Source organism: Burkholderia sp. LAS2 (assembly GCF_018417615.1).
GTDB lineage: Bacteria > Pseudomonadota > Gammaproteobacteria > Burkholderiales > Burkholderiaceae > Burkholderia > Burkholderia sola.
In genome coordinates this window covers 1,922,233-1,945,705 of the sequence record NZ_CP071052.1, presented here as the reverse complement: position 1 = coordinate 1,945,705, position 23,473 = coordinate 1,922,233, and the positions used below count along the sequence as shown (strand labels likewise).

General features: G+C 69.2%; 20 protein-coding genes. 6 read left to right on the top strand and 14 right to left on the bottom strand.

Features of this window, described 5'->3' with window-relative positions; all coding sequences use genetic code 11:
* Positions 1-43 precede the first annotated feature (43 nt).
* The 3 genes from JYG37_RS09080 to JYG37_RS09070 form a co-directional block, all read right to left on the bottom strand.
* The gene (locus JYG37_RS09080) at positions 44-1,069 is read right to left on the bottom strand and encodes an ABC transporter permease (protein WP_050017580.1); all 1,026 of its coding nucleotides are present in this window, start codon (positions 1,067-1,069) and stop codon (positions 44-46) included.
* Between the two features lie 26 nt (positions 1,070-1,095).
* Positions 1,096-2,661: a sugar ABC transporter ATP-binding protein gene (locus JYG37_RS09075; protein ID WP_124631707.1), complete on the bottom strand. Its 1,566-nt coding sequence runs from the start codon at positions 2,659-2,661 to the stop codon at positions 1,096-1,098.
* A gap of 68 nt (positions 2,662-2,729) precedes the next feature.
* Positions 2,730-3,656 (bottom strand): sugar ABC transporter substrate-binding protein, encoded by a 927-nt coding sequence (locus tag JYG37_RS09070; RefSeq protein ID WP_050017638.1) that lies wholly within the window; start codon positions 3,654-3,656, stop codon positions 2,730-2,732.
* A gap of 316 nt (positions 3,657-3,972) precedes the next feature.
* Here JYG37_RS09070 and JYG37_RS09065 point away from each other — a divergent pair, with 316 nt between their 5' ends.
* The 5 genes from JYG37_RS09065 to JYG37_RS09045 all read left to right on the top strand — a co-directional run bounded on the left by JYG37_RS09065 (position 3,973) and on the right by JYG37_RS09045 (position 10,356).
* Positions 3,973-5,928 carry a bifunctional 5-dehydro-2-deoxygluconokinase/5-dehydro-2-deoxyphosphogluconate aldolase gene (locus JYG37_RS09065; RefSeq protein WP_089488366.1) on the top strand — a complete coding sequence of 652 codons (1,956 nt, stop codon included), beginning with the start codon at positions 3,973-3,975 and terminating at the stop codon, positions 5,926-5,928.
* Between the two features lie 46 nt (positions 5,929-5,974).
* Positions 5,975-7,858 carry a 3D-(3,5/4)-trihydroxycyclohexane-1,2-dione acylhydrolase (decyclizing) gene (gene iolD / locus JYG37_RS09060; protein ID WP_050017584.1) on the top strand — a complete coding sequence of 628 codons (1,884 nt, stop codon included), beginning with the start codon at positions 5,975-5,977 and terminating at the stop codon, positions 7,856-7,858.
* Between the two features lie 60 nt (positions 7,859-7,918).
* The gene (gene iolE / locus JYG37_RS09055) at positions 7,919-8,848 is read left to right on the top strand and encodes a myo-inosose-2 dehydratase (RefSeq protein ID WP_124557281.1); all 930 of its coding nucleotides are present in this window, start codon (positions 7,919-7,921) and stop codon (positions 8,846-8,848) included.
* 56 nt (positions 8,849-8,904) lie between these two features.
* Positions 8,905-9,723: a 5-deoxy-glucuronate isomerase gene (iolB, locus tag JYG37_RS09050; protein ID WP_213346036.1), complete on the top strand. Its 819-nt coding sequence runs from the start codon at positions 8,905-8,907 to the stop codon at positions 9,721-9,723.
* Positions 9,724-9,861: 138 nt separating this feature from the next.
* Positions 9,862-10,356 carry a heme-degrading domain-containing protein gene (locus JYG37_RS09045; protein WP_204383808.1) on the top strand — a complete coding sequence of 165 codons (495 nt, stop codon included), beginning with the start codon at positions 9,862-9,864 and terminating at the stop codon, positions 10,354-10,356.
* A 54-nt stretch (positions 10,357-10,410) separates the two neighbouring features.
* Here JYG37_RS09045 and JYG37_RS09040 read toward each other — a convergent pair whose 3' ends face one another.
* From JYG37_RS09040 to JYG37_RS08995, 10 genes are all read right to left on the bottom strand, one after another.
* Positions 10,411-10,818 (bottom strand): YbgC/FadM family acyl-CoA thioesterase, encoded by a 408-nt coding sequence (locus JYG37_RS09040; RefSeq protein ID WP_050017589.1) that lies wholly within the window; start codon positions 10,816-10,818, stop codon positions 10,411-10,413.
* Between the two features lie 53 nt (positions 10,819-10,871).
* Positions 10,872-12,098, bottom strand: a complete 1,227-nt coding sequence (locus JYG37_RS09035) for a beta-ketoacyl synthase N-terminal-like domain-containing protein (protein ID WP_089488362.1) — start codon at positions 12,096-12,098, stop codon at positions 10,872-10,874.
* Positions 12,099-12,368: 270 nt separating this feature from the next.
* Positions 12,369-13,115, bottom strand: a complete 747-nt coding sequence (locus JYG37_RS09030; RefSeq protein WP_050017591.1) for a glucose 1-dehydrogenase — start codon at positions 13,113-13,115, stop codon at positions 12,369-12,371.
* A 166-nt stretch (positions 13,116-13,281) separates the two neighbouring features.
* Positions 13,282-13,986 (bottom strand): ABC transporter ATP-binding protein, encoded by a 705-nt coding sequence (locus tag JYG37_RS09025; RefSeq protein ID WP_050017592.1) that lies wholly within the window; start codon positions 13,984-13,986, stop codon positions 13,282-13,284.
* Positions 13,983-14,735, bottom strand: coding sequence for an ABC transporter ATP-binding protein (locus tag JYG37_RS09020; protein ID WP_050017593.1), 753 nt, complete (start codon positions 14,733-14,735; stop codon positions 13,983-13,985). The genes JYG37_RS09025 and JYG37_RS09020 overlap by 4 nt, the downstream gene beginning before the upstream one ends.
* Positions 14,732-15,961 (bottom strand): branched-chain amino acid ABC transporter permease, encoded by a 1,230-nt coding sequence (locus JYG37_RS09015; RefSeq protein WP_089488360.1) that lies wholly within the window; start codon positions 15,959-15,961, stop codon positions 14,732-14,734. Before JYG37_RS09015 ends, JYG37_RS09020 begins: the two co-directional genes overlap by 4 nt.
* Positions 15,954-16,889, bottom strand: a complete 936-nt coding sequence (locus JYG37_RS09010) for a branched-chain amino acid ABC transporter permease (RefSeq protein ID WP_124631701.1) — start codon at positions 16,887-16,889, stop codon at positions 15,954-15,956. Before JYG37_RS09010 ends, JYG37_RS09015 begins: the two co-directional genes overlap by 8 nt.
* A gap of 9 nt (positions 16,890-16,898) precedes the next feature.
* Positions 16,899-17,336: an acyl-CoA thioesterase gene (locus JYG37_RS09005; protein WP_027787751.1), complete on the bottom strand. Its 438-nt coding sequence runs from the start codon at positions 17,334-17,336 to the stop codon at positions 16,899-16,901.
* Between the two features lie 157 nt (positions 17,337-17,493).
* The gene (locus tag JYG37_RS09000) at positions 17,494-18,030 is read right to left on the bottom strand and encodes an NUDIX domain-containing protein (RefSeq protein WP_124595257.1); all 537 of its coding nucleotides are present in this window, start codon (positions 18,028-18,030) and stop codon (positions 17,494-17,496) included.
* A 122-nt stretch (positions 18,031-18,152) separates the two neighbouring features.
* Positions 18,153-19,421: a YbfB/YjiJ family MFS transporter gene (locus JYG37_RS08995; RefSeq protein WP_124631700.1), complete on the bottom strand. Its 1,269-nt coding sequence runs from the start codon at positions 19,419-19,421 to the stop codon at positions 18,153-18,155.
* 125 nt (positions 19,422-19,546) lie between these two features.
* Here JYG37_RS08995 and JYG37_RS08990 point away from each other — a divergent pair, with 125 nt between their 5' ends.
* Entirely contained in the window at positions 19,547-20,461 is a 915-nt protein-coding gene (locus JYG37_RS08990) for a LysR family transcriptional regulator (protein WP_124595255.1), read from the top strand.
* Positions 20,462-20,610: 149 nt separating this feature from the next.
* On the opposite strand, the gene alaS is transcribed toward JYG37_RS08990, so the two are convergent.
* Positions 20,611-23,235 carry an alanine--tRNA ligase gene (gene alaS / locus JYG37_RS08985; RefSeq protein WP_050017602.1) on the bottom strand — a complete coding sequence of 875 codons (2,625 nt, stop codon included), beginning with the start codon at positions 23,233-23,235 and terminating at the stop codon, positions 20,611-20,613.
* Between the last annotated feature and the right edge of the window lie 238 nt (positions 23,236-23,473).

Sequence of the window (23,473 nt, the reverse complement as noted above, 5' to 3'; positions counted from 1 at the left end):
GTCTTCCCGGGCAGTTTCGTGATTTCGGCAGCGGTGGAATCGATCAGCGGCGCGACTTCTTGTTGCGGTACTGGTCGGCGATCACGGCCGCGACGATGATCGCGCCCTTCACCATCTCCTGGTAATACGCGTCGATGCGAATGAACGTGAAGCCCGACGTCATCACGCCGAGGATCAACACGCCGATCACGGTGCCCGTCACGCGGCCGAGGCCGCCCGACAGCGACGTGCCGCCGATCACGACGGCCGCGATCGCATCGAGCTCGTACATCACGCCCATGCCCGACTGGCCGGAGATCGCACGCGCGGCGGTCACGGTCCCCGCGATGCCGCTCAACAGGCCCGCGATCGCATAGACGAAGATCAGGTGCCGCGTGACGTTGATGCCCGACACGACGGCCGCATGGCGGTTCGCGCCGATCGCATAGGTGTACTTGCCGAAGCGCGTGTAGCGCAGCACGACGTGGAAGATCGCGGCGATCACGACGAAGATGATCACCGGGTTGGCGCCCGCGCCGATCGCCGCGAACGGGTCGGTCAGCATCGACACCGGCATCCCGTTGGTGAACCACTTCGCGAAGCCGCGCGCGGCGACCATCGTGCCGAGCGTCGCGATGAACGGCGGGATGCCCGTCATCGCGATCAGCGTGCCGTTCAGCAGGCCGACCAGCAGCCCGACGCACACGCCGGCCAGCACCGGCCAGATGATCGGCAGGTCGGTGAGGTGCGGAAACACCGCGCGCGGGAAGTCGGACACCTGCGCGAGGCTCGCCGATACGACGGCGGCCGCCGCGACGACCGACCCCGACGACAGGTCGATCCCGCTGGTGATGATCACGAGGTTCACGCCGACCGCGATGATGCCGATCACGGCCATCTGCAGCACGATGATCTCGAGCCGCTCGGCATTGAACAGGAAGCTCTGGCCGACGACGACCCAGCCGACGATCTCGAAGAACAGGCTGATGCCGACCAGCACGAGGAAGATGCTCAGTTCGGGCGGCCACTTCGCATGCCGCGACTTGAGGGTCATGGTCTGCGCATCCGCGACCGGGTTCAGGTTGCCCATTTCAGTGTCTCCAATCTTGTTTCGGCTCAGCGCGACGCGAGATCCATGATGCGGACCTGGTCGGCGTCCTTGCGATCGACGATGCCGGTCATGCGCCCTTCGTGCATCACCATCACGCGATCGCTCATCCCCAGCACTTCCGGCATTTCCGACGAGATCATCAGCACCGCGACGCCCTTGCCGGCGAGCGCGCTGACGAGCCGGTGGATCTCGGCCTTCGCGCCGACGTCGATGCCGCGCGTCGGTTCGTCGAGGATCAGGATGCGCGGTTGCGTGAGCAACCATCGACCGATCAGCACCTTCTGCTGGTTGCCGCCCGACAGGTTCTGGATTTCCTCGTGCAGCCCGGGCGACTTCACGCGCAGCATCCGGCTCATTTCCTCGCAGTCGCGCTTCAGTTGCGCGTGCTGCACGAAGTTGAACTTCACGTAGCGACGGCTGAGCACCGCCGCTTCCATGTTCGCGAGCAGGTCGAGATTCAGGAAGCAGCCGGAATCCTTGCGGTCCTCGGTGAGGAACGCCATCCCGTGCTTCATCGCCTGCGCGGGCGTCGCGATCCGCACCGGCTTGCCGTCGATGCGGATCTCGCCCGACGTGGCCGGCACGACGCCGAACAGCGCCTCCGCGACGTTCGAGCGCCCCGAGCCGACGAGGCCCGCGACGCCGAGAATCTCGCCCGCGCGCAGCTCGAAGCTCACGTCGCGGAACACGCCGTCGACGCAGAGATCCTTCACCGACAGCACGACGTCGCCGATCGGCACCTCTTCCTTCGGGAACATCTGCGTGATCTCGCGCCCGACCATCATGCGGATGATGTCGTCGCGCGTGACGTCGGTCGACGCATGCGTGCCGATGTACTTGCCGTCGCGGAACACCGAGAACTCGTCGGCGATCTCGAACAGCTCGTTCATCTTGTGCGTGATGTAGACGATGCCCTTGCCCTGCTCGCGGAGCTGGCGAATGATCCGGAACAGGTGCGTGACTTCCTTGTCGGTCAGCGCGGAGGTCGGCTCGTCCATGATCAGCACGTCCGAGTCGAACGACACGGCCTTCGCGATCTCGACCATCTGCCGGCTCGCGACCGTCAGCGTGCGCACGTCGGTCTCCGGATCGATGTCGATCGACAGCCGCTCGAACAGCGCGGCCGTGCGGCGGCGCAGCGCCGCGTGATCGATCAGGCCGAAGCGGTTCTTCGGTTCGCGGCGAATCCAGATGTTCTCCGCGACCGTCATGTACGGCATCAGGTTGAGTTCCTGATGGATCATCGCGATCCCGCGATCGAGCGCATCGAGCGGGCCGTTCAGCACGACCGGTTCGCCGTTGATCAGGATTTCGCCCTGGTCGGGCGTGTAGACGCCCGCGATGATCTTCATCAGCGTGGACTTGCCGGCGCCGTTCTCGCCCATCAGCGCATGCACGGTGCCGCGGCGCACGCGGAACTGCACGCCGTCGAGCGCGACGACGCCGGGAAAGGACTTGCCGACGCCGCGCACCTCGAGCACGCAGTCGGCCGTGGGCGCACCGGGCGCGGCGGACGAAGCGGCCGGTGCGCTTTCGCTGGCCGTCGAGCGCGCGATCCTGGCTGTAAACATGGACGTACCTCGAAAATCGCGCGCGAACCCGGCCGCGCCGGGCCCGCGCAGTTCAGCGGAAAAACCGGTCAGTGCTTCGCGTACTGGTTCATGTTCTCCGGCGTCACGAGTTCGAACGGCACGTTCACGTAGCGATCGACCGGCTGCTTCTTCGCGAGCTTGAGCGCCGCGGCTACCGCCTGCGCGCCCTGCCCGGTCGCGTTCTGGTAGACCGACACCTTCAGCTCGCCGGCCTTCATCGCCGCGAGCCCGTCCGGCGTCGCGTCGATGCCGGCGACGACCGTCTTCGGCGTCAGCTTGCGTGCGGCCTTCAGCGCGTTGATCGCGCCGATCGCCATTTCGTCGTTGTTCGAGATGATCGCGTCGAACTTGGTGCCGGAGCTCAGCCAGTTCATCGTGATGTCCTGGCCCTGCGTGCGGCTCCACTTGCCTTCGCGCTTGTCGACGATCTTCATGCCCGCGCAATCCTTCGTCGCGATCACGTCCTCGATGTCCTTGGTGCGGGCGCGCGCCGATTCGTTGGACAGCTCGCCCATCAGCACCAGCAGGTCGCCCTTGCCGCCGAGCAGCTTGCACACCTGGCGCGCCTGCAGCGTGCCCGACTGCTTTTCGTCGGACGCGACGACCGCGACGCCGGCCGGCAGCTTGTCGAAATCGACCGGCTTGCGGTTCACGTAGACGAGCGGGATCTTCGCGGCGGTCACCATCTTCGTGATCTTCGGCGTCGCGTCGGTATCGACCGCGTTCACGATGATCGCGTCGACCTTCTGCGCGATCATGTTCTGGACCTGGCTCAACTGCTTGCCGACGTCGTTGCCGCCGTCCTCGATCTGCACCGTCGCGCCGTCCTTCTTCGCCGAATCGGCGATGCTGTTGCGCAGGATGGTCAGGAATGTGTCGTCGAACGATGCCATCGTCACGCCGATCTTCTCGGCATGCGCGAGCGGCGCAGCCAGGATCGCAGCGGCCGCGACGGCCATCAGCTTGGTCTTCATGATCAATCTGTCTCCTCATCTCCGGGGGGCGGAAGACGGCGCGTTGCGCGCCGCCGGGCCGAGTCCGATCGGGTCCGATCGGGACTGAAGCATCCGGATGAAACTGTAGATCACTTCCTCGACAATTTGGAAATTTATTTCTACGTGATTTCACCTAGGGAACTGGATTTCCAAAAAGTCTAGACTCCGTTCCGTAGCCCGAATCCCGGCGACAGGCCGCCTCGCGTCGTGCAGCACCTGCCGCGACAGCCGCCGCCGGTTCGGTCCCCTAATCCGCCGGCAGCGCCGAACGCCGGCCGCGAGCGTGACACGTGATATGAGCCTGCTGAACTTTCCGAGTGACCGCCCCATCGATCTCGCCTGCCTCGGCCGCGTGGCCGTGGATCTCTATGCGCAGCAGTACGGCAGCCGCCTCGAGGACGCGCGCAGCTTCCAGATGTATCTCGGCGGCTCGTCCGGCAACGTCGCGTTCGGCGTCGCGCGGCTCGGGCTGAAGACCGCGATGATTTCGCGCGTCGGCGACGAGCAGATGGGCCGCTTCCTGCGCGAGACGCTCGAGCGCGAAGGCTGCGACACGAGCCAGTTGCAGACCGACCGCGAGCGCCTCACCGCGCTGGTGCTGCTCGGGCTGAAGGATCGCGATACGTTCCCGCTGCTGTTCGTGCGCGAGAACTGCGCGGACATGGCCGTGCGCGCCGACGAGATCAGCGAGGACTTCATCGCCGGTTGCCGCGCGCTGGCGATCACCGGCACGCATCTGTCGACGCCGGGCACGCGCGAGGCGTCGCTGACCGCGTTGACGTATGCGCGCCGCCACGGCGCCGTGCGGATCCTCGACATCGACTACCGGCCGGTGCTGTGGGGGCTGACCGCGCGCGGCGCCGGCGAAAACCGCTACGTGCCCGACGCGCAGGTGACACGGCAGCTGCAGCAGGTGCTCGGCGAATTCGACCTGCTGGTCGGCACCGAGGAGGAATTCCTGATCGCGGGCGGTGTGCCGGATGATTTGATCGCGTCGTTGCAGGCGGTGCGCGCGATCACGAACGCGACGCTGGTCGTCAAGCGCGGCGCGCTCGGCTGCTGCGTGATCGAAGGCGATGTTCCCGCGCGCATCGACGATGCGCCGACCTTTCTCGGCGAGCGCGTCGAAGTGCTCAATGTACTCGGCGCGGGCGACGCGTTCCTGTCGGGGCTGCTGTCCGGGCTGCTGCGCGGGCGCGACTGGGCCGAATCGACGCGCATCGCGAACGCGTGCGGCGCGATCGTCGTGTCGCGCCACGCGTGCTCGGCCGCGATGCCGACGCCGGCCGAACTCGCGCACTGGTTCGACGGCAGCCGCAATCCGCAGGTCGACGCCGACCGCACGCTCGCGCACCTGCATCGCGTGACGGTGCCGCGCCGCGCATGGGACGACCTGTGCGTGATGGCGTTCGACCATCGCAGCCAGTTCTACGAGCTCGCGGTGCAGGCCGGCGCCGACGAAGCGCGGATCAAGACGCTGAAGCGCCTGCTCGTGCGCGCGGTCGAACAGGTCGAGCGCGATCGCGGGATCGCCGGCCACGTCGGCGTGCTGATCGACGGCGGTGCGTACGGCAGCGACGCGCTCGCGTCGGCCACCGGGCGCGGCTGGTGGGTCGGCCGTCCGGTCGAACTGCCGGGCTCGCGGCCGCTGCGGTTCGACGACACGCGTTCGGTCGGCTCGTCGCTCACGCACTGGCCGACCGAACAGGTCGTGAAGTGCCTCGTCCACTATCACCCCGACGACCACGTCGACCTGCGCGTCGAACAGGAGCAGCGCGTGCTGGAACTGTGGGAAGCCACGCGCGCGAGCGGCAACGAGCTGCTGCTGGAAATGATTCCGCCGCGCGCGGTCACGCCGGCCGGCACCGAGGACGACGCGGTGCTGCGCACGGTCGCGCGCTTCTACAACCTCGGCGTGAAACCCGAATGGTGGAAGCTCACGCCGCTCACCGCCGACGGCTGGGCGCGGCTCGCCGCGCTGATCGCCGAGCGCGACCCGTACTGCCGCGGCGCGGTGATCCTCGGGCTGAACCAGCCGCTGCAATACCTCGTCGACAGCTTCCGCTCGGCGACCAACCCGATCGTCAAGGGCTTCATGGTCGGGCGCACGCTGTGGGCCGATGCGTCGCTGAACTGGTTCGCGGGCCGGATCGACGACCAGGCGCTGATCGACGAAGTGGCCGGCAACTTCGCGCAACTGGTCGACGCGTGGCTGGGGCGCCGGGCCGCCGCGCGCGCCGCCGCGGCCTGATGCCCGTGTTCGTGACGACCACCCGACCTCTCTCTATCGACCGACGATGACCACCACCGTAAGACTGACCGTCAGCCAGGCGCTCGTGCGCTACCTGGCCGCCCTGCGCGCCGAAGTCGTCCAGCCCGACGGCCGGACCGAGATCCTGCCGTACTGCGGCGGCGTGTTCGCGATCTTCGGCCACGGCAACGTGGCCGGGCTCGGCGAGGCGCTGCATGCGGAGAAGGACCGGCTGCCGACGTTTCGCGCGCACAACGAGCAAGGGATGGCCAACGCGGCCGTCGCGTTCGCGAAAGCGCATTTCCGCCAGCGGATGATGGCCGCGACGTCGAGCATCGGCCCCGGCGCGACCAACATGCTGACCTCGGCCGCGCTCGCGCACGTCGGCCGCTTGCCGCTGCTGTTGCTGCCCGGCGACGTGTTCGTGTCGCGGCTACCCGACCCGGTGCTGCAGCAGGTCGAGGATTTCGAACAGGGCGACGTCAGCGCGAACGACTGCTTCCGGCCCGTCACGCGCTACTTCGACCGCATCACGTCGCCCGAGCAATTGCTCGTCGCGCTGCCGCGCGCGATCCAGGTGATGACCGATCCCGCGCAGTGCGGGCCCGTGTGCCTCGCGCTGCCGCAGGACGTGCAGACCTTCGCGTACGACTGGCCCGAGGATTTCTTCGCGCCGCCGGTGATCCGGATGCGCCGGCCGCCGGCCGACGCACTCGAGCTCGCCGATGCGCTCGACGTGCTGAAGGCCGCGAAGAAGCCGTTGATCGTCGCGGGCGGCGGCGTGCTGTACAGCCAGGCGTGGGATGCGCTGCGCACGTTCGCCGACACGCACGGCGTGCCGGTCGCCGAATCGCAGGCCGGCAAGGGCAGCCTTGCGTGGGACCACCCGCTGAACCTCGGCTCGATCGGCGTGACGGGCTCGCCCGCCGCGAACCGCGCGGCCGCGCAGGCCGACGTCGTGTTCGCGGTCGGCACGCGGCTGCAGGATTTCACGACCGGTTCGCACGCGCTCTACGGCGACGCGACGCTGCTGAGCCTGAACGTGCAGCCGTTCGACGCGGGCAAGAAACGCGGCCGGCAACTGGTGGCCGATGCGCGCACGGGCCTCGGCCAGCTGTCGGCCGCGCTGGCCGGCTGGCGCGCCGACCCGGCGTGGACCGCCGCGAACCGCGACCAGGCCGCCGCATGGAACGCGCGCGTGACGGACCTGACCACACGGATTCCGAAGGACACGCTGCCGTACGACGCGGAAGTGATCGGCGCGGTGCGCGACTCCGCGGCCGACGCGGGACGCGACAGCGCGCGCGACGATCTCGTCGTCTGCGCGGCCGGCACGCTGCCGGCCGAGTTGCACAAGCTGTGGCGCAGCGGCGTGCCGGGCAACTATCACATGGATTATGCGTATTCGTGCATGGGCTACGAGGTCGCGGGCGGCCTCGGCGCGAAGCTCGCGCGGCCCGAGCGCGAAGTGATCGTGATCGTCGGCGACGGCTCGTACATGATGCTCAACGCGGAACTCGCGACGTCCGTGATGCTCGGCCGCAAGCTCATCGTCGTGATCCTCGACAACCGCGGCTACGGCTGCATCGAGCGGCTGCAACTCAATTGCGGCGGCGCGAGCTTCAACAACATGCTCGACGACTGCGTGCCCGAAGGCGGCGAACGCTCGACGATCGACTTCGCGATGCATGCGCGCGCGATGGGCGCCGAAGCCGTGCACGTGCGCGACATCGGCGAGCTGCGCCACGAAATGAAGCGCGCGCGGGCGGCGACGACGAGCCAGGTGCTCGTGATCGACACCACGCACCAGCGCACGACCGACGACGGCGGCGCGTGGTGGGAAGTCGCGGTGCCGCAGGTGTCCGAACGCGCCGGCGTCGAAGCGGCGCACCGCGCGTATCTCGACGCGAAGACCCGCCAGCGGCGCTGATCCGCGCCCCTTTCCATCGGCCGCGCCGACACAACAACATTCGAACCCAGGAAACCCGTCATGAGCTGGAACGTCCGCATCGGTATCAATCCCCTGTCGTGGATGAACGACGACCTGCCGTCGCTCGGCGGCGAGACGCCGCTCGAGACGGCGCTGAAGGAAGGCGCCGAAATCGGCTATGCGGGCTTCGAGCTCGGCAACAAGTTTCCGAAGACGGGCCCCGAACTGAAGGCGAAGCTCGCCGAATTCGGGCTCGTGTGCGTGTCGGGCTGGTATTCGGGCTTCCTCGCGGAAGTCGCGCCGGGCATGACCGATGCCGATGCGATCGCGGCGGAAATCGAGCGCTGCCGCGCGCATATGACGAAGCTGCAGTACAACGACGTGAAGGTCGTCGTGTACGGCGAATGCGCGGGCACGATCCAGGGCAACATCGACACGCCGGTCGCGAAGCGGCCGCGTTTCGTCGACGATGCAGCGTGGCGGCGCTATGCGGCGCGTCTCGACGCGTTCGGCGCGCACCTGCTCGACACGTACGGCATCAAGCTTGCGTACCATCACCACATGGGCGCGTACGTCGAGTCGCCGGACGACGTCGACCGGCTGATGGCGCTGACCGATCCCGCGAAGGTGTTCCTGCTGTTCGACACCGGCCACGCGTATTTCGGCGGCGCGGCCGACCCGGTGGCGCTGCTGCGGAAGCACGTGTCGCGCGTCGCGCACGTGCATTGCAAGGACGTGCGGCCGCAGGTCGTCAGCAAGGCACGCAACGACGGCTGGAGCTTTTTGAACGGCGTGATCAACGGCACCTTCACGGTGCCGGGCGACGGCGCGCTCGACTACGACGCGACGCTGCGCACGCTGAAGGACGCCGGCTACGAAGGCTGGCTCGTCGTCGAGGCCGAGCAGGACCCGGCCGTCGCGCCGAGCTATGCGTATGCGAAGAAGGGCTACGAATCGCTGCGCGCGATCGTCGACCGGTTGAGCGCGTGAGTTCGCGCGCAAGCGCCTGAGCGTTCGCGCCCTACCCTATTGCGGAGACTTATTTCATGACGATTTCTCCCCTGCTGGTCAAGGCATCCGCCGACCGCGAGATCTGCAACGTGACGCCCGAATCGGCCGGCTGGAAGCACGTCGGCTTTCGCGCGCTGCGCCTGAAGGCCGGCGACACCGAAACGCTCGACACCGGCACGCGCGAATTGTGTGTGGTCGTGCTGACGGGCACGGTGCGCGCCGAAGTCGACGGCGAGACGTACGACGCGCTCGGCAAGCGCGACAGCGTGTTCGAGGACGTGTCGCCGGACGCGCTGTACGTGCCGGGCGGCAAGACCGTCACGCTGGTCGCGACGCGCGATGCGGAAGTCGCGCTGTGCACCGCGCCGTACGCGAGCGGCGACAAGCGGGTTCAGCGCCTCGACGGCGAACGGATGCGCCGCTCGGTGCGCGGGCAAGGCACCAACACGCGCTACGTATGCGACATCCTGATGGGCGACAACCCGGCCGCCGACCGGCTGCTCGTCGTCGAAGTCGTCACGCCGGCCAGCCATTCGAGCAGCTATCCGCCGCACAAGCACGACCGCGATGCGGCGCCCGACGAGACGTCGCTCGAGGAAACCTATTACCACCGGATCGATCCGCCGCAGGGCTTCGCGTTCCAGCGCGTATACACCGACGACCGCAGCCTCGACGAGGCGTGCGCGGTCGAGAACCACGACGTCGTGATGGTGCCGCGCGGCTATCACCCGGTCGTCGCACCGCACGGCTACAACCTGTACTACCTGAACGTGATGGCGGGCCCGAGCCGCGCGTGGGCGTTCAGGAACGATCCCGCGCACGAGTGGATGCTCGACGCGGCGCCGAAACGTTGAAGCGCTGAAACGCTGAAACGCTGAAACGTCGACGTGCCGAAACGCCGAAGCACTGAACGAAAGACGGGCCCGCGCGCGGCCCGTGACGATGCGACGCCCGGCACGCGCGTACAGTGCCGGCAACGCGACGGAGCCGCCATGGTGACGCCCCCCTTTCGCCTCGAACCCCACGCCTTCAACGACGATGCGTCGAACCCGGCGCTGCCGCACTTCAATGCAGCCGTCGCACGCCGCATCGGAGAAATCGCGGTCAACCTCGCGTCGCGCCGCGGGCTGCCGATCGCGGTCGGCATCGTCGGCGGGCAGGCGCCGCTGTTCTACTGCGCGCTCGACGGCAGCGACGCGCACGACAGCGAGGCGATCCGCCGCCGACAGAACACGGTGCTGCGTTTCGGCCAGAGTTCGCTCGCGGTCGGCGCATGCTTTCGGCGTGCCGGCTGGTCGCTGCGCTCGCACGGCCTGTCGGACGACGACTACGCGCTCGACGGCGGCGGCGTGCCGCTGCGGATTGCCGGCGCCGGCATCGTCGGCGCGATGACGATCGCGGGGCTCGGCTCCGAAGCCAATCACGCGCTCGTCGTCGAATGCCTGCGGTGGCACGTCGGCGCGAATGCGCTGGCGATGAGCGCGTAGCGGCCGCTCGCGGCCGGCGGTCGACGGGTCGCGCAGCGCCACGGCATGCGTCTTTCATTCGACGCGAAACGCAAACGGAATCCGAACCGGCCGCAGCGTGTCGAGATTCACGCCGGCGAGCCCCGTTCGCCCTTTTGCCAGCAGCGTATCGTCGCGATAGACCTCCTGCTGGAACGCGATACGCACACGCGTGAGCTCGGTCAGCGTCGTGCGGATCGTCAGCGGTTCGTCGTGACGCGCCGGCGACAGGAACGCCGTCTCGATGCGGCAGACGATGAGTCCGGTTCGCAGTTCGGCCATCATGTGCGCGAGATCGATACCGTTGGCGCGATACCATTCCATCCTGGCCTGATCGAACCAGCGCAGGTAGTTCGCGTGATAGACGACGCCGCCGAGATCGACATCGACGAACGGCACGCGCAACGAAAAATGATGGCTGCGATGGCTGGGAGCAACCTGCATGTCGACACCTCCGGGAGAAATCGGCAGTTCAGGGAAACGCATGCGGCGGCGCGCTATTGCATCTGCGCGCGATAGGCGTTCGTCATGACGAGCGTCGCATTGACCCCGCCGAAACCGAAACTGTTCGTCATCACGGTCGTCAGTTTCCGCTGCGTGGTCGCCGTGACGATGTCGAAGCCGCACGCGCCGTCGTCGAGCTGCCCGATGTTCATGCTCGGCGCAATGAATCCGTCGTTCATCATCAGCACCGCATAGATGAATTCGTGCACACCGGCCGCACCCTGCGCGTGGCCGGTCGTCGACTTGGTCGACGACACCGGCGGCGCGGCCTCGCCGAACACGTTCCGGATCGCGCGTAATTCGCGGATATCGCCGACGGGCGTGGACGTGCCGTGCGTGTTCAGATAGTCGATCGGCAAATCGATACCGCGCAATGCGAGCCTCATGCTGCGCTCGGCGCCTTCGCCGGACGGCACGACCATGTCGATACCGTCGGTCGTCGTGCCGTAGCCGATCACTTCCGCATAGACGGGTGCGCCGCGCTCGATTGCATGATTCATTTCCTCGACCACGACGATCCCTGCGCCGCCTGAAATCACGAAGCCGTCGCGGTCCGCATCGTAGGGGCGCGACGCGCGCACCGGTGTATCGTTGAAGCGGGTCGACAGCGCGCCGATTGCATCGTACTGGCACGCGACTTCCCACCCCAGTTCTTCGGCGCCGCCGGCGAACACGATGTCCTGCGTGCCGGCCCTGATCAATTCGACGGCATGGCCGATGCACTGTGCCGATGCGGCGCACGCACCGCAGATTGCGTAGCTCACGCCGCGCACGCCGAACGCGACGGCAAGGCACGCGGCATGGACGGACGGCATCGAATGCACGATGTCGTACGCGCCGACGCCGCGCAACCCACGCGTGCGCATCGCATCGACCGCATGGACGTAACCGAGCGACACCCCGCACGCGTTGCCGACGATCACGCCGGCGCGCTCGTTCGACACGAGGCGCGAGGGCAGCCGCGCGTCGTCGATCGCTTGTTGCATGCATGCGAATGCTTGCAGCGCGGCAGGGGTCATCCATCGGAGATGCCGGCGATCGACGCGATCCGGCGCGGGCGCCTCGACGGGCGCCCAGACGTGGCTGCGCAGTCCCGCGTCCCTGAATGATTCGGAAAACACGATGGCGCTGCGGCCCGCGCGCAGCGCGTCGCGCACGGTCGGGACATCGCTGCCGATGCTGGACGCAATGCCGATCCCCGTGATGACCGCACGTCTCATGTCCCGCTTCCCCGAAAACGAACCATGCCGGCGTCGGCCGCATGTCGAGCGCCGCACCGCCGATGTTCGCTCGACCGGCCAGCGACGTGCGCCGTTTGCATCCGGCCGCAAACCGTTCAAACCTGCCGGATCACTTCAGAGGAATTAAATATCGAAATTCGCGTTTTCGCAAACCCGACCGAGCTGCGCTGCGGGGATGCCACGACGGCGGGGCCTGCGACGCGGTGATCGCGGGGCACGTTGCCTCGCGCAGGCCCCACTCATGCCGACTCAGCGCAGCCCGCCGCTCGCGACGAGGCGCTCGCCGGTCAGCCAGCGTGCATCGTCCGATGCGAGGAACACGGCGACCGACGCGATGTCGTTCGGCTCGCCGAGGCGGCCGAGCGGCGTCTGGCCGAGCACTTGCGCTTCGAGATCGGAGCCGATGATGCCCGCGCTGTGCGTGCCTTCGGTCACGACCATCCCCGGGTTGATCGCGTTCACGCGGATCTTGCGCGGAGCGAGCTCGAGCGCGAGCACGCCGGTGATCGCGTCGACCGCGCCCTTCGTGCCGCTGTACACGGCGCTGGCCGGCGGCGTGATGCTGGTCACGACCGAGCTGATGTTGATGATGCTCGCGCCTTCGCCGAGATGCTTGGCGGCCGCCTGCGTGGTCAGCAGCACGCCAAACACGTTCGTGTCGAACTGCCGGCGGTAGTGTTCTTCGGTGATCGCTTCGATCGGCGCGAATTCGTACACGCCGGAGTTGTTGACGAGCACGTCGAGACGGCCGTACGTGTCGACCGCGGTATCGATGATGCGCTGCGCGTCGGCGGCCTTCGACACGTCGCCGCCGACCGCGACCGCGCGGCCGCCCGCTTCGGTGATCGCGCTCACGACCGCATCCGCGCCCGCCTTGCTGCTCGCGTAGTTGACGACGACCGCTGCGCCCTCGTCGGCCAGTGCCTTCGCGATCGCCGCGCCGATGCCCTTCGAGGCGCCCGTGACGACCGCTACCTTGCCTGCCAGCTTGCTCATGATTTCATTCCTCAGTCAGAAGACCTTCGATGGATGGCGCCGGTTGCCGCGACGATGTTGCCGCGGCAATCGGCCTGACTGGAAATTTACGTTGCGGCACCGCAGCGATAAAGCGGCTCGACGCGAATTGACTGGCGGAGTTTGCCGAACAATCGACCGGGCGTGGTCAGCCGGCGCTCAGCCACGCGTCGGCCACCTCGCCGTGCAGCCCGTCGAGCCCGCCGTCGTAGACGATCCTTCCCCGCCCCATCACCGCGACGCGTCGCGCGAGCCGCGGTGCGAGCTGCAGCCGCTGCTCGATCAGCGCGATCGCGACGCCGTCGGCCTGCAGCGCGGCGAGACACGCGCCGACTTCGTCGACCGCGAGCGGCGCGAGCCCCTCGGCCGGTTCGTCGACGATCAGCACGCGCGGGCCGCCGGCGAGTGCGCGCACCAGCGCGAGCACCTGCTGCTCCCCGCCCGACAGCCGCCCGGCTTTCACGTCCGCGCGCGCGGCCAGCAGCGGAAAACGGTCGAACAGGCGGTCGAGCGCCGCCCGTTCGGCTGCGCCGCTCACGCCGCGCAAACCGAGTCGCAGGTTGTCGCGCACGGTCAGCAGCGGGAACACGTCGCGGCTTTCGGCCACGTAAGCGACGCCGCGCCGCGCGATCTCGAACGTGCGCGCCCCTGCGCATTCGGCGCCGGCGATGCGCACCGAGCCGGCCGTGCGCACGAGCCCCATCACGGCCTTCGCGAGCGTCGAGCGCCCGGAGCCGTTGCGGCCGAGCAGCGCGAGCGTCTCGCCCGGCGCGAGCGCGAGATCGACGCCATCGAGTACGGGCTGCATCCCGTACCACGCGCGCAGCCCGCGAATGTCGAGCACCACGCTCATGCCGCACCCTCGCCCAGATACGCGGCACGCACGCGCGGATCGGCGCGGATCGCGTCGGGCGCGCCGGTCGCGACCACCGTGCCGCGCACGAGCACCGTGATGCGTTCGGCGAAACCGAACACCGCGTCCATGTCGTGCTCGATCATCAGGACCGTGCGGCCCTGCGTCGTCGCGCGGATCAACGCGATCATCCGCGCGGCCTGCGCGCGGCTCATGCCGGCCGTCGGCTCGTCGAGCAGCAGCGTCCGCGCGCCGCTCGCGAGCGCAATGCCGAGATCGAGCGCGCGCTGCTCCGCATAGCCGAGTTCGCCGGCCGGCGTGTCGCGCCGCGCGTCGAGGCCGATGTCGTGCAGCACGCGCGCGGCCGCGAGATCGACCGACGCGGAGTCGCGCAGCCGGTTCCACCAGCGCCGCCGTTCGGCCGGCGCATGCAGCGCCGCGCAGCGCAGGTTGTCGAATACGCTCAGGCGCGCGAACGCGCTCGTCTGCTGGAAACTGCGGCCGATGCCGAGGCGGCTCGCGACGACCGGCCCGCGCCCGCGCAGCGCGACGCCGTGCAGCATGACGCGCCCGCGCGTCGGCCGCGTCGCCCCGGCGATCACGCCGAACAGCGTCGACTTGCCCGCGCCGTTCGGCCCGATCAGCGCGTGGCGCTCGCCGGCTGCGATGCGCAGATCGACACCGTCGAGCACGGTCTGCGCACCGAAGCGCTGCACGATGCCGTGCAGCGCGATCGCGTTGCCGTTCATCGCGCGTCCTCCCGCGTGGCGGCCGCCGCGCCGTGCCCGAGCCGCGCGCGCCAGCCCCACAGCAGGATGCCGATGCCGGCCGCCGAACCCGCGACGGCCCAGCCGATCGGCGTATCGGCGTCGATGCCCCATGCGCCGAACGCGACGCCCGTGCCGTCGTCCTGCGCGAAGCGCCACGCATAGCCGAGCTCGGCCGCGCAGACGATCGCGACGCCCCAGAACGCACACGCGCCGATGGCGCACAGCAGCCGCCACCGCTCGGTCGCCGGGGCCTCGCGCCGCAGCGCATGCGCGAATGCCTGCGCGATGCCCGCGATCCCGCCCGGCGCGGCGACGACGATCGCGACGAACAGCACGCCGAGATACAGCGCCCACGCGCGCGACACGCCCGCGACGACGATGCTCAGCGCGGTCAGCACGGCCGCGCCGGCCGCCGGCCCGAAGAATGCGCCGGTGCCGCCGATCACCGCGGCGATCAGCACGGTCGCCGAGCGCGCCATCGATACGCTGTCGGGCGTCGCGATCTCGACGTCGATCAGCGTCAGCGTGCCGGCGACGCCGGCGAAAAACGATGCGCAGGCGACCATCGCGAGCCGCACGCGGCGCGGATCGGTGCCGAGCGCCGCGACGCGCGCCGGGTTGTCGCGCACCGCGTTCGCGAGCCGCGCGAGCGGCGTGCGGCTCAGCGCATGCATCGCCCATGCCGACACGACGCACCACGCGGCGATCAGCGCATACGCGTGCGCCGGCGCGCCGAAATGCGCGTTGCCCCACGGCGCGCCGCTCGCGCGGTCGATCGGCACGCCGCCGATCCCGCCGAACCACGCGGGCACGCTCCACGCAGCCGCCGCGACGCATTCGCCGAGCCCGAGCGTGATCATCGCGAACGCGGTACCGGAACGGCGCGTCGCCAGCAGCCCGGCGACGCACCCGAAGCCCGCGCCGGCCACGCCGCCGACGAGCGGCAACAGCGGCAGCGGGCCGCCGACGTGATTGAACCAGTGCGCGGCCGCGAACGCGCCGAAGCCCGCGAACGCCGCATGCCCGAACGACAGCAGCCCGGTCGTGCCGAGCTGCAGGTTGTACGACAGCGCGAGCACGACGAGCGCGGCCGTCTGCGCCAGATAGCCGAGCACCGCGCCGTGCGGCCACAGCCACGCGGGCAGCGCGAAGCAGGCGGCGAACAGCGCCCAGCGCACGCATCCGGCGAGTGCGCGGCTACGCATCGACACGCTCGCCGAACAACCCGCGCGGCCGCGCGAACAGCACCGCGACGAGCAGCAGGTACGGCACCAGCGGCGCCAGTTGCGCGATCGACACCGCGGCCACGCTGTCGGGCAGCGCGATACCCGTCCATTGCGCGAGATCGCGCAGCGACGTGTCGCTCGCGGCCGCGAAGGTCTGCGCGAAGCCGACCGCGAGCGACGCGACGAATGCGCCGCCGAGCGAACCCAGGCCACCGATCACGACGACCGCGAACACGACCGACCCGACGGTCTCGGCCAGCGCGGGCTCGATCACCGCAAGCGGCGCGCCGATCACGCCGGCCAGCGCCGCGAGCGCGGTGCCCGCACCGAACAGCGCCGTCATCACGCGCGGCACGTCGTAGCCGAGCGCCTCGACCGCCGCACGATGCGTGAGCGCCGCGCGCACGACGAGCCCGATGCGCGACGCACGCAGCAGCACGCCGAGCGCGACCAGCATCGTCGCGGACATCGCCATCATGAACAGCCGGTAACGCGGCAACGCAAGACCGAACACGGTCGCGGGCGCGCCGTCGAACAGCGGCGGCACGGGCGCCGGCAGCGGCGCGAGACCCCACACGAGTTTCGCGCCCTCGCCGATCAGGTACGCGAGCCCGAAGGTCAGCAGCAGTTCGCTCGTATGGCCGCGTGCCTGCACGCGGCGCAGCAGCACACGTTCGCAGCCGGCGCCGAGCAGCCCGACCGCGAGCGGCGCGAGCACGAGCGCGGGCCAGAAGCCCGCATGAGCCGCGATGCTGTAGCCGACATAAGCCCCGAGCATGTAGAAGCTCGCATGCGCGAAGTTGAGCACGCCCTGCACGCTGAAGATCAGCGTGAGGCCGGCCGACAGCATGAACAGCAGCAAGCCATAGCTGAGGCCGTTGAAGGCCTGGAGCGCGAACGCGTGCACCGCGTCGCGTCAGGCGGCGAGCGGTTCGAGCGCGGCGCGCAGCGCGTCGGGCAGCGGCACCGGGCGGCGCGTGCCGCGATCGACGTACACGTGCACGAAATGCCCCTGCGCGGCGGGCGACGCGTCGCCTTGCGCGAACAGCCCGACTTCGTAGCGCACGCTCGACGTGCCGAGCTTCACGACGCGCAGCCCCGCGTCGACCGATTGCGGAAACACGAGCGGCGCGAAGTAGTTGCACTGCGTCTCGACGACGAGCCCGATCGTCTGCCCGTGCTCGACGTCGAGCACGCCCGCGCGGATCAGGTACTCGTTCACCACGGTATCGAAGTAGCTGTAGTAGACGACGTTGTTCACGTGTCCGTAGACGTCGTTGTCCATCCAGCGGGTCGTGATCGGCAGAAAGTGGCGATAGGCGTCGCGCGGACGCGGCTGCGGCTTGTCGGACATGGCGATGGCGCTCAGGACGAGGGAGGCGAAGGGAACGAAAGAGACGATCGGGACGAGGCGCGGCGGCCGCATGAAGCGACGCGCCGGCCAGCAGCGAAGCACCGCGCCGCGATCGCGCGCGGCACGGCGGACGACACCCTGCGGGCAGGCAGGCCCGTCACTGCCCCGGCCGGTCGACGAATTCGAAATCGAGGCCGCGCGCGCGCATCCAGTCGGCGAGCGCGATGCCCGTGCCGGCGCGCCACGGGCGCAGCAGCGGCGGATCGACGAGCTTGTATTCGAGCAGTTCCGGCGACAGCGACACCGTGCCCGACGCCCGCACGTGGTACGCGATGATCAGCTCGTTCTTGCGGATGAATTCGTACACGCCGACGAGCGATACCTGCTCGGCCTTCAGCGCGGTTTCCTCGAACACCTCGCGCGCGATGCCGTCCTCGGGCGTCTCGCCGTTTTCGAGGAAGCCGGTGATCAGCGCGAACATCCCTTCGGGCCACGCGGCGTTGCGCGCGAGCAGGATCTTGCCGTCGAGTTCGACGATCGCGGCGACGACCGGCAGCGGGTTGTTCCAGTGCACGTAGCCGCAGGTGTCGTCGGGACAGGCCTGGCGGATGCGGCCGCCCTCATGGTCGGGATCGGCACGCTCGGTCAGCGGGTTCGCGCAGCGCGGGCAAAAGCGGTAGTCGGCGGTGGTCATCGATGGGGATCTGGCGAGCGCCCGGCCTCGGCCTGAAGGCCGCGTCGCGCGTCCGCTCGGCGCGGAAAAGGCTTCATTCTAGCGAGTTTGCCCGCGCCCGAGACGATCCGGCCCCACCGGCATCAGGGCGACCTGCGCCCGCATGCGGCGGTCGCCGCGAAGCCGGCGGCGCCGATCAGCAGCGCCGCCGCCGCGACCCACAGCGCCGGCGTAAACGACCCGAAGCGCGCGGCCAGCGGCGCCGCGACGAGCGGCCCGAGGATCTGCCCGACGCCGTACGATGCGGTCGCATAGCCCATCAGTCCGGCCGCACGCTCGCCGTGCAGGCGCCGCGCCTCGCGCATCGCGAACAGCGTGATCGCGGTAAACGGCAACCCGAGCAGCGCGCTGCCGATCGAGAAGCCGGCCGCGTTCGGCCACACGATTCCGGCCGCGATACCGAGCGCCTGCGTCGCGCAGCCGGCCGCCAGCAGCAGCCGGTTGTCCCAGTGCCCGGGCAGCCGCGCGGCGGTGATCGCGCCGACGATCAGCGCCGCACCGAACATCGGCCAGAACAAGTCGGGCCACGGCGAGCCGGCCGGCAGCGCGGCGCGCGCGATCACCGGCAGGAACGTCGCGGTGATGATGTAGCCGAAGCCCGGTGCGCCGTACAGCGCGACGAGCCACGCGGCGTCCGCGCGGCGGCTTCGCGTGCCGGCCCGTGCTGCCGGGGACGCCGACGCGCTCGTGACCGTATGCGGCGCGGCGGCCGGTGGCGTCGCCTGCGTGTGCGCCGGTGTCGGAGCCGGCGCCGCACCGAACGTGCGCCAGATCGCGACTGACAGCACGGCCGACAACGCCGCGAAACCGAGCCAGCCCACCGCCGCGTGTCGGCCGGCCAGCGCGCTGCCGATCAGCCCCGTCACCACGATGCCGACGCCCGGCCCCGCATAGATCACCCCGCTCCATTCGGGCGCATGCAGCTCGGCCAGCCGCCGCAGCCCCCATTGCGACACGAACACGAACGTCCATGCGCTGACGACGCCCGCGACGAAACGCACGACGAGCCACACCGGCAGCGCGTGACCGACGCCCATCGCGGCGGTCAGCAGCACGGTCGCCGCGAGCCCGAAGCGCACCATCCGCGCCGGCGCGACGCGCAGCGCCGCGCAACTGACCGCGCCGGCGAAGTACCCCGCATAGTTCGCCGATGCGAGCCAGCTGCCGGCTTTCAGACCGATCGAGCCGTCCGCGAGCATCAGCGGCAACAGCGGCGTGAACGCGAAACGGCCGACGCCGAGCACGACGGCCAGGCCGACCATGCAGGCGAGCGCGGCCGCGCGGGCACGGCGGTCGGCCTGGTCGGACGAAAGGACGCGGGCGGCGGCGGTCAGGGCATCGAAGCGGGACATGGCGGCAAAGGCCGGCGCTTCGCGCACGCCGGTCGGATCGGAAATCGGAATGGGTTCATCCTAGCTTGACCGACCGTTCTCAAAAAATGAATAATTAAGAATCAACCCATCCTTCGGAGAGAATCATGGACCTGGCGGCGCTGGCGATCTTCCGGGCGGTCGTGCGCGAGAACGGCGTGACGCGCGCGGCGGCCAAGCTCAATCGCGTGCAGTCGAACGTCACGACGCGCATCAAGCAGCTCGAGGAAGAACTCGGCGCGGCGCTGTTCGTGCGCGACGGCCGCCGGCTCGTGCTGACGCCGGCCGGGCATACGCTGCTGCCGTATGCGGAGCGCCTGCTCGCGCTCGCCGACGAGGCGCGCGACGCGGTGCGCGAGGACACGCCGCGCGGCCGGCTGCGGCTCGGCACGATGGAAAGCACGGCCGCGAGCCGCCTGCCGGCCCTCCTCGCGCGCTACCACCATGCGTGGCCGGACGTGTCGCTCGAACTGCTGACGGGCACGACGGGCTGCCTGATCGACCGCGTACGCGACTTCGAGATCGACGCCGCGCTGTTCGCGCGCCCGCCCGAGCCGGACGCGCTGCCCGACACGTTCGAGACGGTGCCGATCTTTCGCGAGGATCTCGTGCTGCTCACGCCGCGCGGCCATCCGCCGGTACGCACGCCGCGCGACGTGATCCTGCCGACGCTGATCGCGTTCGAGCGTGGCTGCGCCTATCGCAAATACGTCGAGCAGTGGTATGCGGCGCACGGCGTGAAGCCCGCGCGCGTGCTCGAACTCGGCTCGTATCACGCGATCGTCGCGTGCGTCGCGGCCGGCGCGGGCGTCGCGGTCGCGCCGCGCTCGGTGCTCGATCTGCAGCCTGAAACCGGCAACGTCGCCGCGCACACGATTCCCGAACTCGCGGGCATCGACACGCTGCTCGGGTGGCGGCGCGGTTATGCGTCGGCGGCGCTCGCAGCATTGCGCGATGCGCTCACCGAAGCCACGCCTCAGCCTGACGACGCGGCGAAGCCGGCCGCGACCGTGCCGGCCTGACCTGGATTCGCGCGCCGCCGTGGCGATCGACGCGCACAGCCTGCACGGCCCGCACAAACAAAACGACCCGACCGGCATCTGCCGATCGGGTCGTTTTTCGATTCACGCGATGCTGTCAGTGCGACGGCATCGCATCGGTCGTGCAACGATCAGAGCCGTTCTTCGACCCAGCCCTTCACGCCGGCCAGCGCGCCCGGCAGGTTCGCCGGCTCGGTGCCGCCCGCCTGCGCCATGTCCGGACGACCGCCGCCCTTGCCGCCGACCTGCTGCGCGACGAAGTTCACGAGCTCGCCGGCCTTGACCTTCTTGCTCGCGTCCGGCGTGACGCCCGCGATCAGGCTGACCTTGCCGCCTTCGACGGCCGCCAGCACGATCGCCGCGCGCTTCAGCTTGTCCTTCAGCTTGTCGACCGTTTCGCGCAGCGTCTTCGCGTCGGCGCCGTCGAGCGTCGCGGCCAGCACGTACACGCCGCCGACTTCGACGGCCTGCTGCGCGAGCTCGTCGCCCTGGCTCGACGCGAGCTTCGACTTCAGCGCGCCCAGCTCCTTCTCGAGCGATTTCACCTGCTCCTGCACCTGCGCGATCCGCTGCGTGAGTTCCGACGGCTGCGCCTTCAGCGCGGCCGCGGCTTCGTTCACGCGTGCGTCGAGCTCCTGCACGTAGCGCACCGCGTTGTCGCCGGTGATCGCTTCGACGCGGCGGATGCCGGCCGCGACGCCGCCTTCGACGACGATCTTGAACAGGCCGATGTCGCCGGTGCGGTGCACGTGCGTGCCGCCACACAGTTCGCGCGAGAAGCCGAGATCGAGCACGCGCACTTCATCGCCGTACTTCTCGCCGAACAGCGCCATCGCGCCGCCCTTCACCGCTTCGTCGTACGGCATCACGCGCACGATGCCCGGCGCGTTCGCGAGGATTTCGTTGTTGACGATCTGCTCGACGCGACGGATTTCGTCGTCGGTCATCGGTGCGTTGTGCGCGAAGTCGAAACGGGTCTTTTCCGCGTCGACGAGCGAACCCTTCTGCTGCACGTGCGCGCCGAGCACCTCGCGCAGCGCCTTGTGCATCAGGTGGGTGGCCGAGTGGTTGCGCTGCGTGCGTGCGCGGCGATGCGCGTCGATTTCCGCGCGCAGCACGTCGCCCACCTTAAGCAGGCCCTGCTCCAGCGTGCCGTGATGGCCGATCACGTCGGCCTGCACCTTCAGCGTGTCGGCCACCGCGAAGCGCGTCGCGGCGTTCGCGAGCACGCCCTGGTCGCCGACCTGGCCGCCCGATTCCGCGTAGAACGGCGTGTGGTCGAGCACGACGACCGCATCCTGGCCAGCCTTCACTTCGTTGACGGCCGAGCCGTCGACGTACAGCGCGACGACCTTCGCGTCGTCGAACGCGATTTCCTCGTAACCGTGGAAGGTGGTCTTCGCGCCCGAGTATTCGAGGCCCTGCGTGGCCTTGAACTTGCCGGCCGCACGCGCCTGCTCGCGCTGGCGCGCCATCGCGTCGTCGAAGGCCGGCTCGTCGACCGTCATCCCGCGCTCGCGGCACACGTCGGCCGTCAGGTCCAGCGGGAAGCCGTAGGTATCGTGCAGCTTGAACGCGAGCTCGCCGTCGAGCACCTTGCCGCCCTTCGCTTCGACATCCGCCAGCGCGGCTTCGAGGATCGACATCCCGTGCTCGATCGTCTCGAAGAAGCGCTCCTCTTCCTGGCGCAGCACGTCGGTCACGCGCTGCTCGGCTTCCTTCAGCTCCGGATAGGCGGTGCCCATCTCGGCGACGAGGTCGGCCACCAGCTTGTGGAAGAACGCGCCCTTGCGGCCGAGCTTGTAGCCGTGGCGGATCGCGCGGCGCACGATCCGGCGCAGCACGTAGCCGCGGCCTTCGTTGCCGGGGATCACGCCGTCGACGATCAGGAACGAGCACGCGCGGATGTGATCGGCGATCACCTTCAGCGAGTTGTTCGTGAGGTCGCTGATCTCGGTCACGCGCGCGGCGGCCTTGATCAGGTTCTGGAACAGGTCGATCTCGTAGTTGCTGTGCACGTGCTGCAGCACCGCGGCGAGACGCTCGAGGCCCATGCCGGTGTCGACCGACTGCTTCGGCAGGCGCGTCATGTTGCCCTGCGCGTCGCGGTTGAACTGCATGAACACGAGGTTCCAGATCTCGATGTAGCGGTCGCCGTCTTCTTCAGGCGACCCCGGCGGGCCGCCCCACACGTCCGGGCCGTGGTCGTAGAAGATTTCGGTGCACGGGCCGCACGGGCCGGTGTCGCCCATCGTCCAGAAGTTGTCCGACGCGTAGCGCGCGCCCTTGTTGTCGCCGATCCGGATGATCCGCTCGGTCGGCACGCCGACTTCCTTCGCCCAGATGTCGTACGCCTCGTCGTCTTCCTGGTAGACGGTGACCCACAGCTTGTCCTTCGGCAGCTGGTAGACCGTGGTCAGCAGCTCCCACGCGAACTTGATCGCGTCGTGCTTGAAGTAGTCGCCGAACGAGAAGTTGCCGAGCATCTCGAAGAACGTGTGGTGGCGCGCCGTGTAGCCGACGTTCTCGAGGTCGTTGTGCTTGCCGCCCGCGCGCACGCTGCGCTGCGCCGTCGTGGCGCGCGAGTACGGGCGCGGGTCCGTGCCGAGGAAGACGTCCTTGAACTGGACCATGCCCGAGTTCGTGAACATCAGCGTGGGGTCGTTACCGGGCACGAGGCTCGACGAGCGGACGATCGTGTGGCCCTTCGATTCGAAGAATTTGAGGAATTTCTCGCGGATTTCGGCAGCTTTCATGGCGTGCGGGGACAGTCTGGCAAAGACGGCTTCAAACGCCGGCGCCCCAGGCGGGGCGCGCGGCGGCATGGATTCGGAAACGATCGATTATACGATACAGACCGCCCGCCCAAGCGGCAGCGGCCCGCTGCGACGGGCGACCGGCGTGGGCGACCGGCCTGGGCCACCCGCGCGGCCGATTCGCCTTAAGATGCTCGACATGCCAATCGGCCTTGCCGACAACGCAGGCCCGCCATGA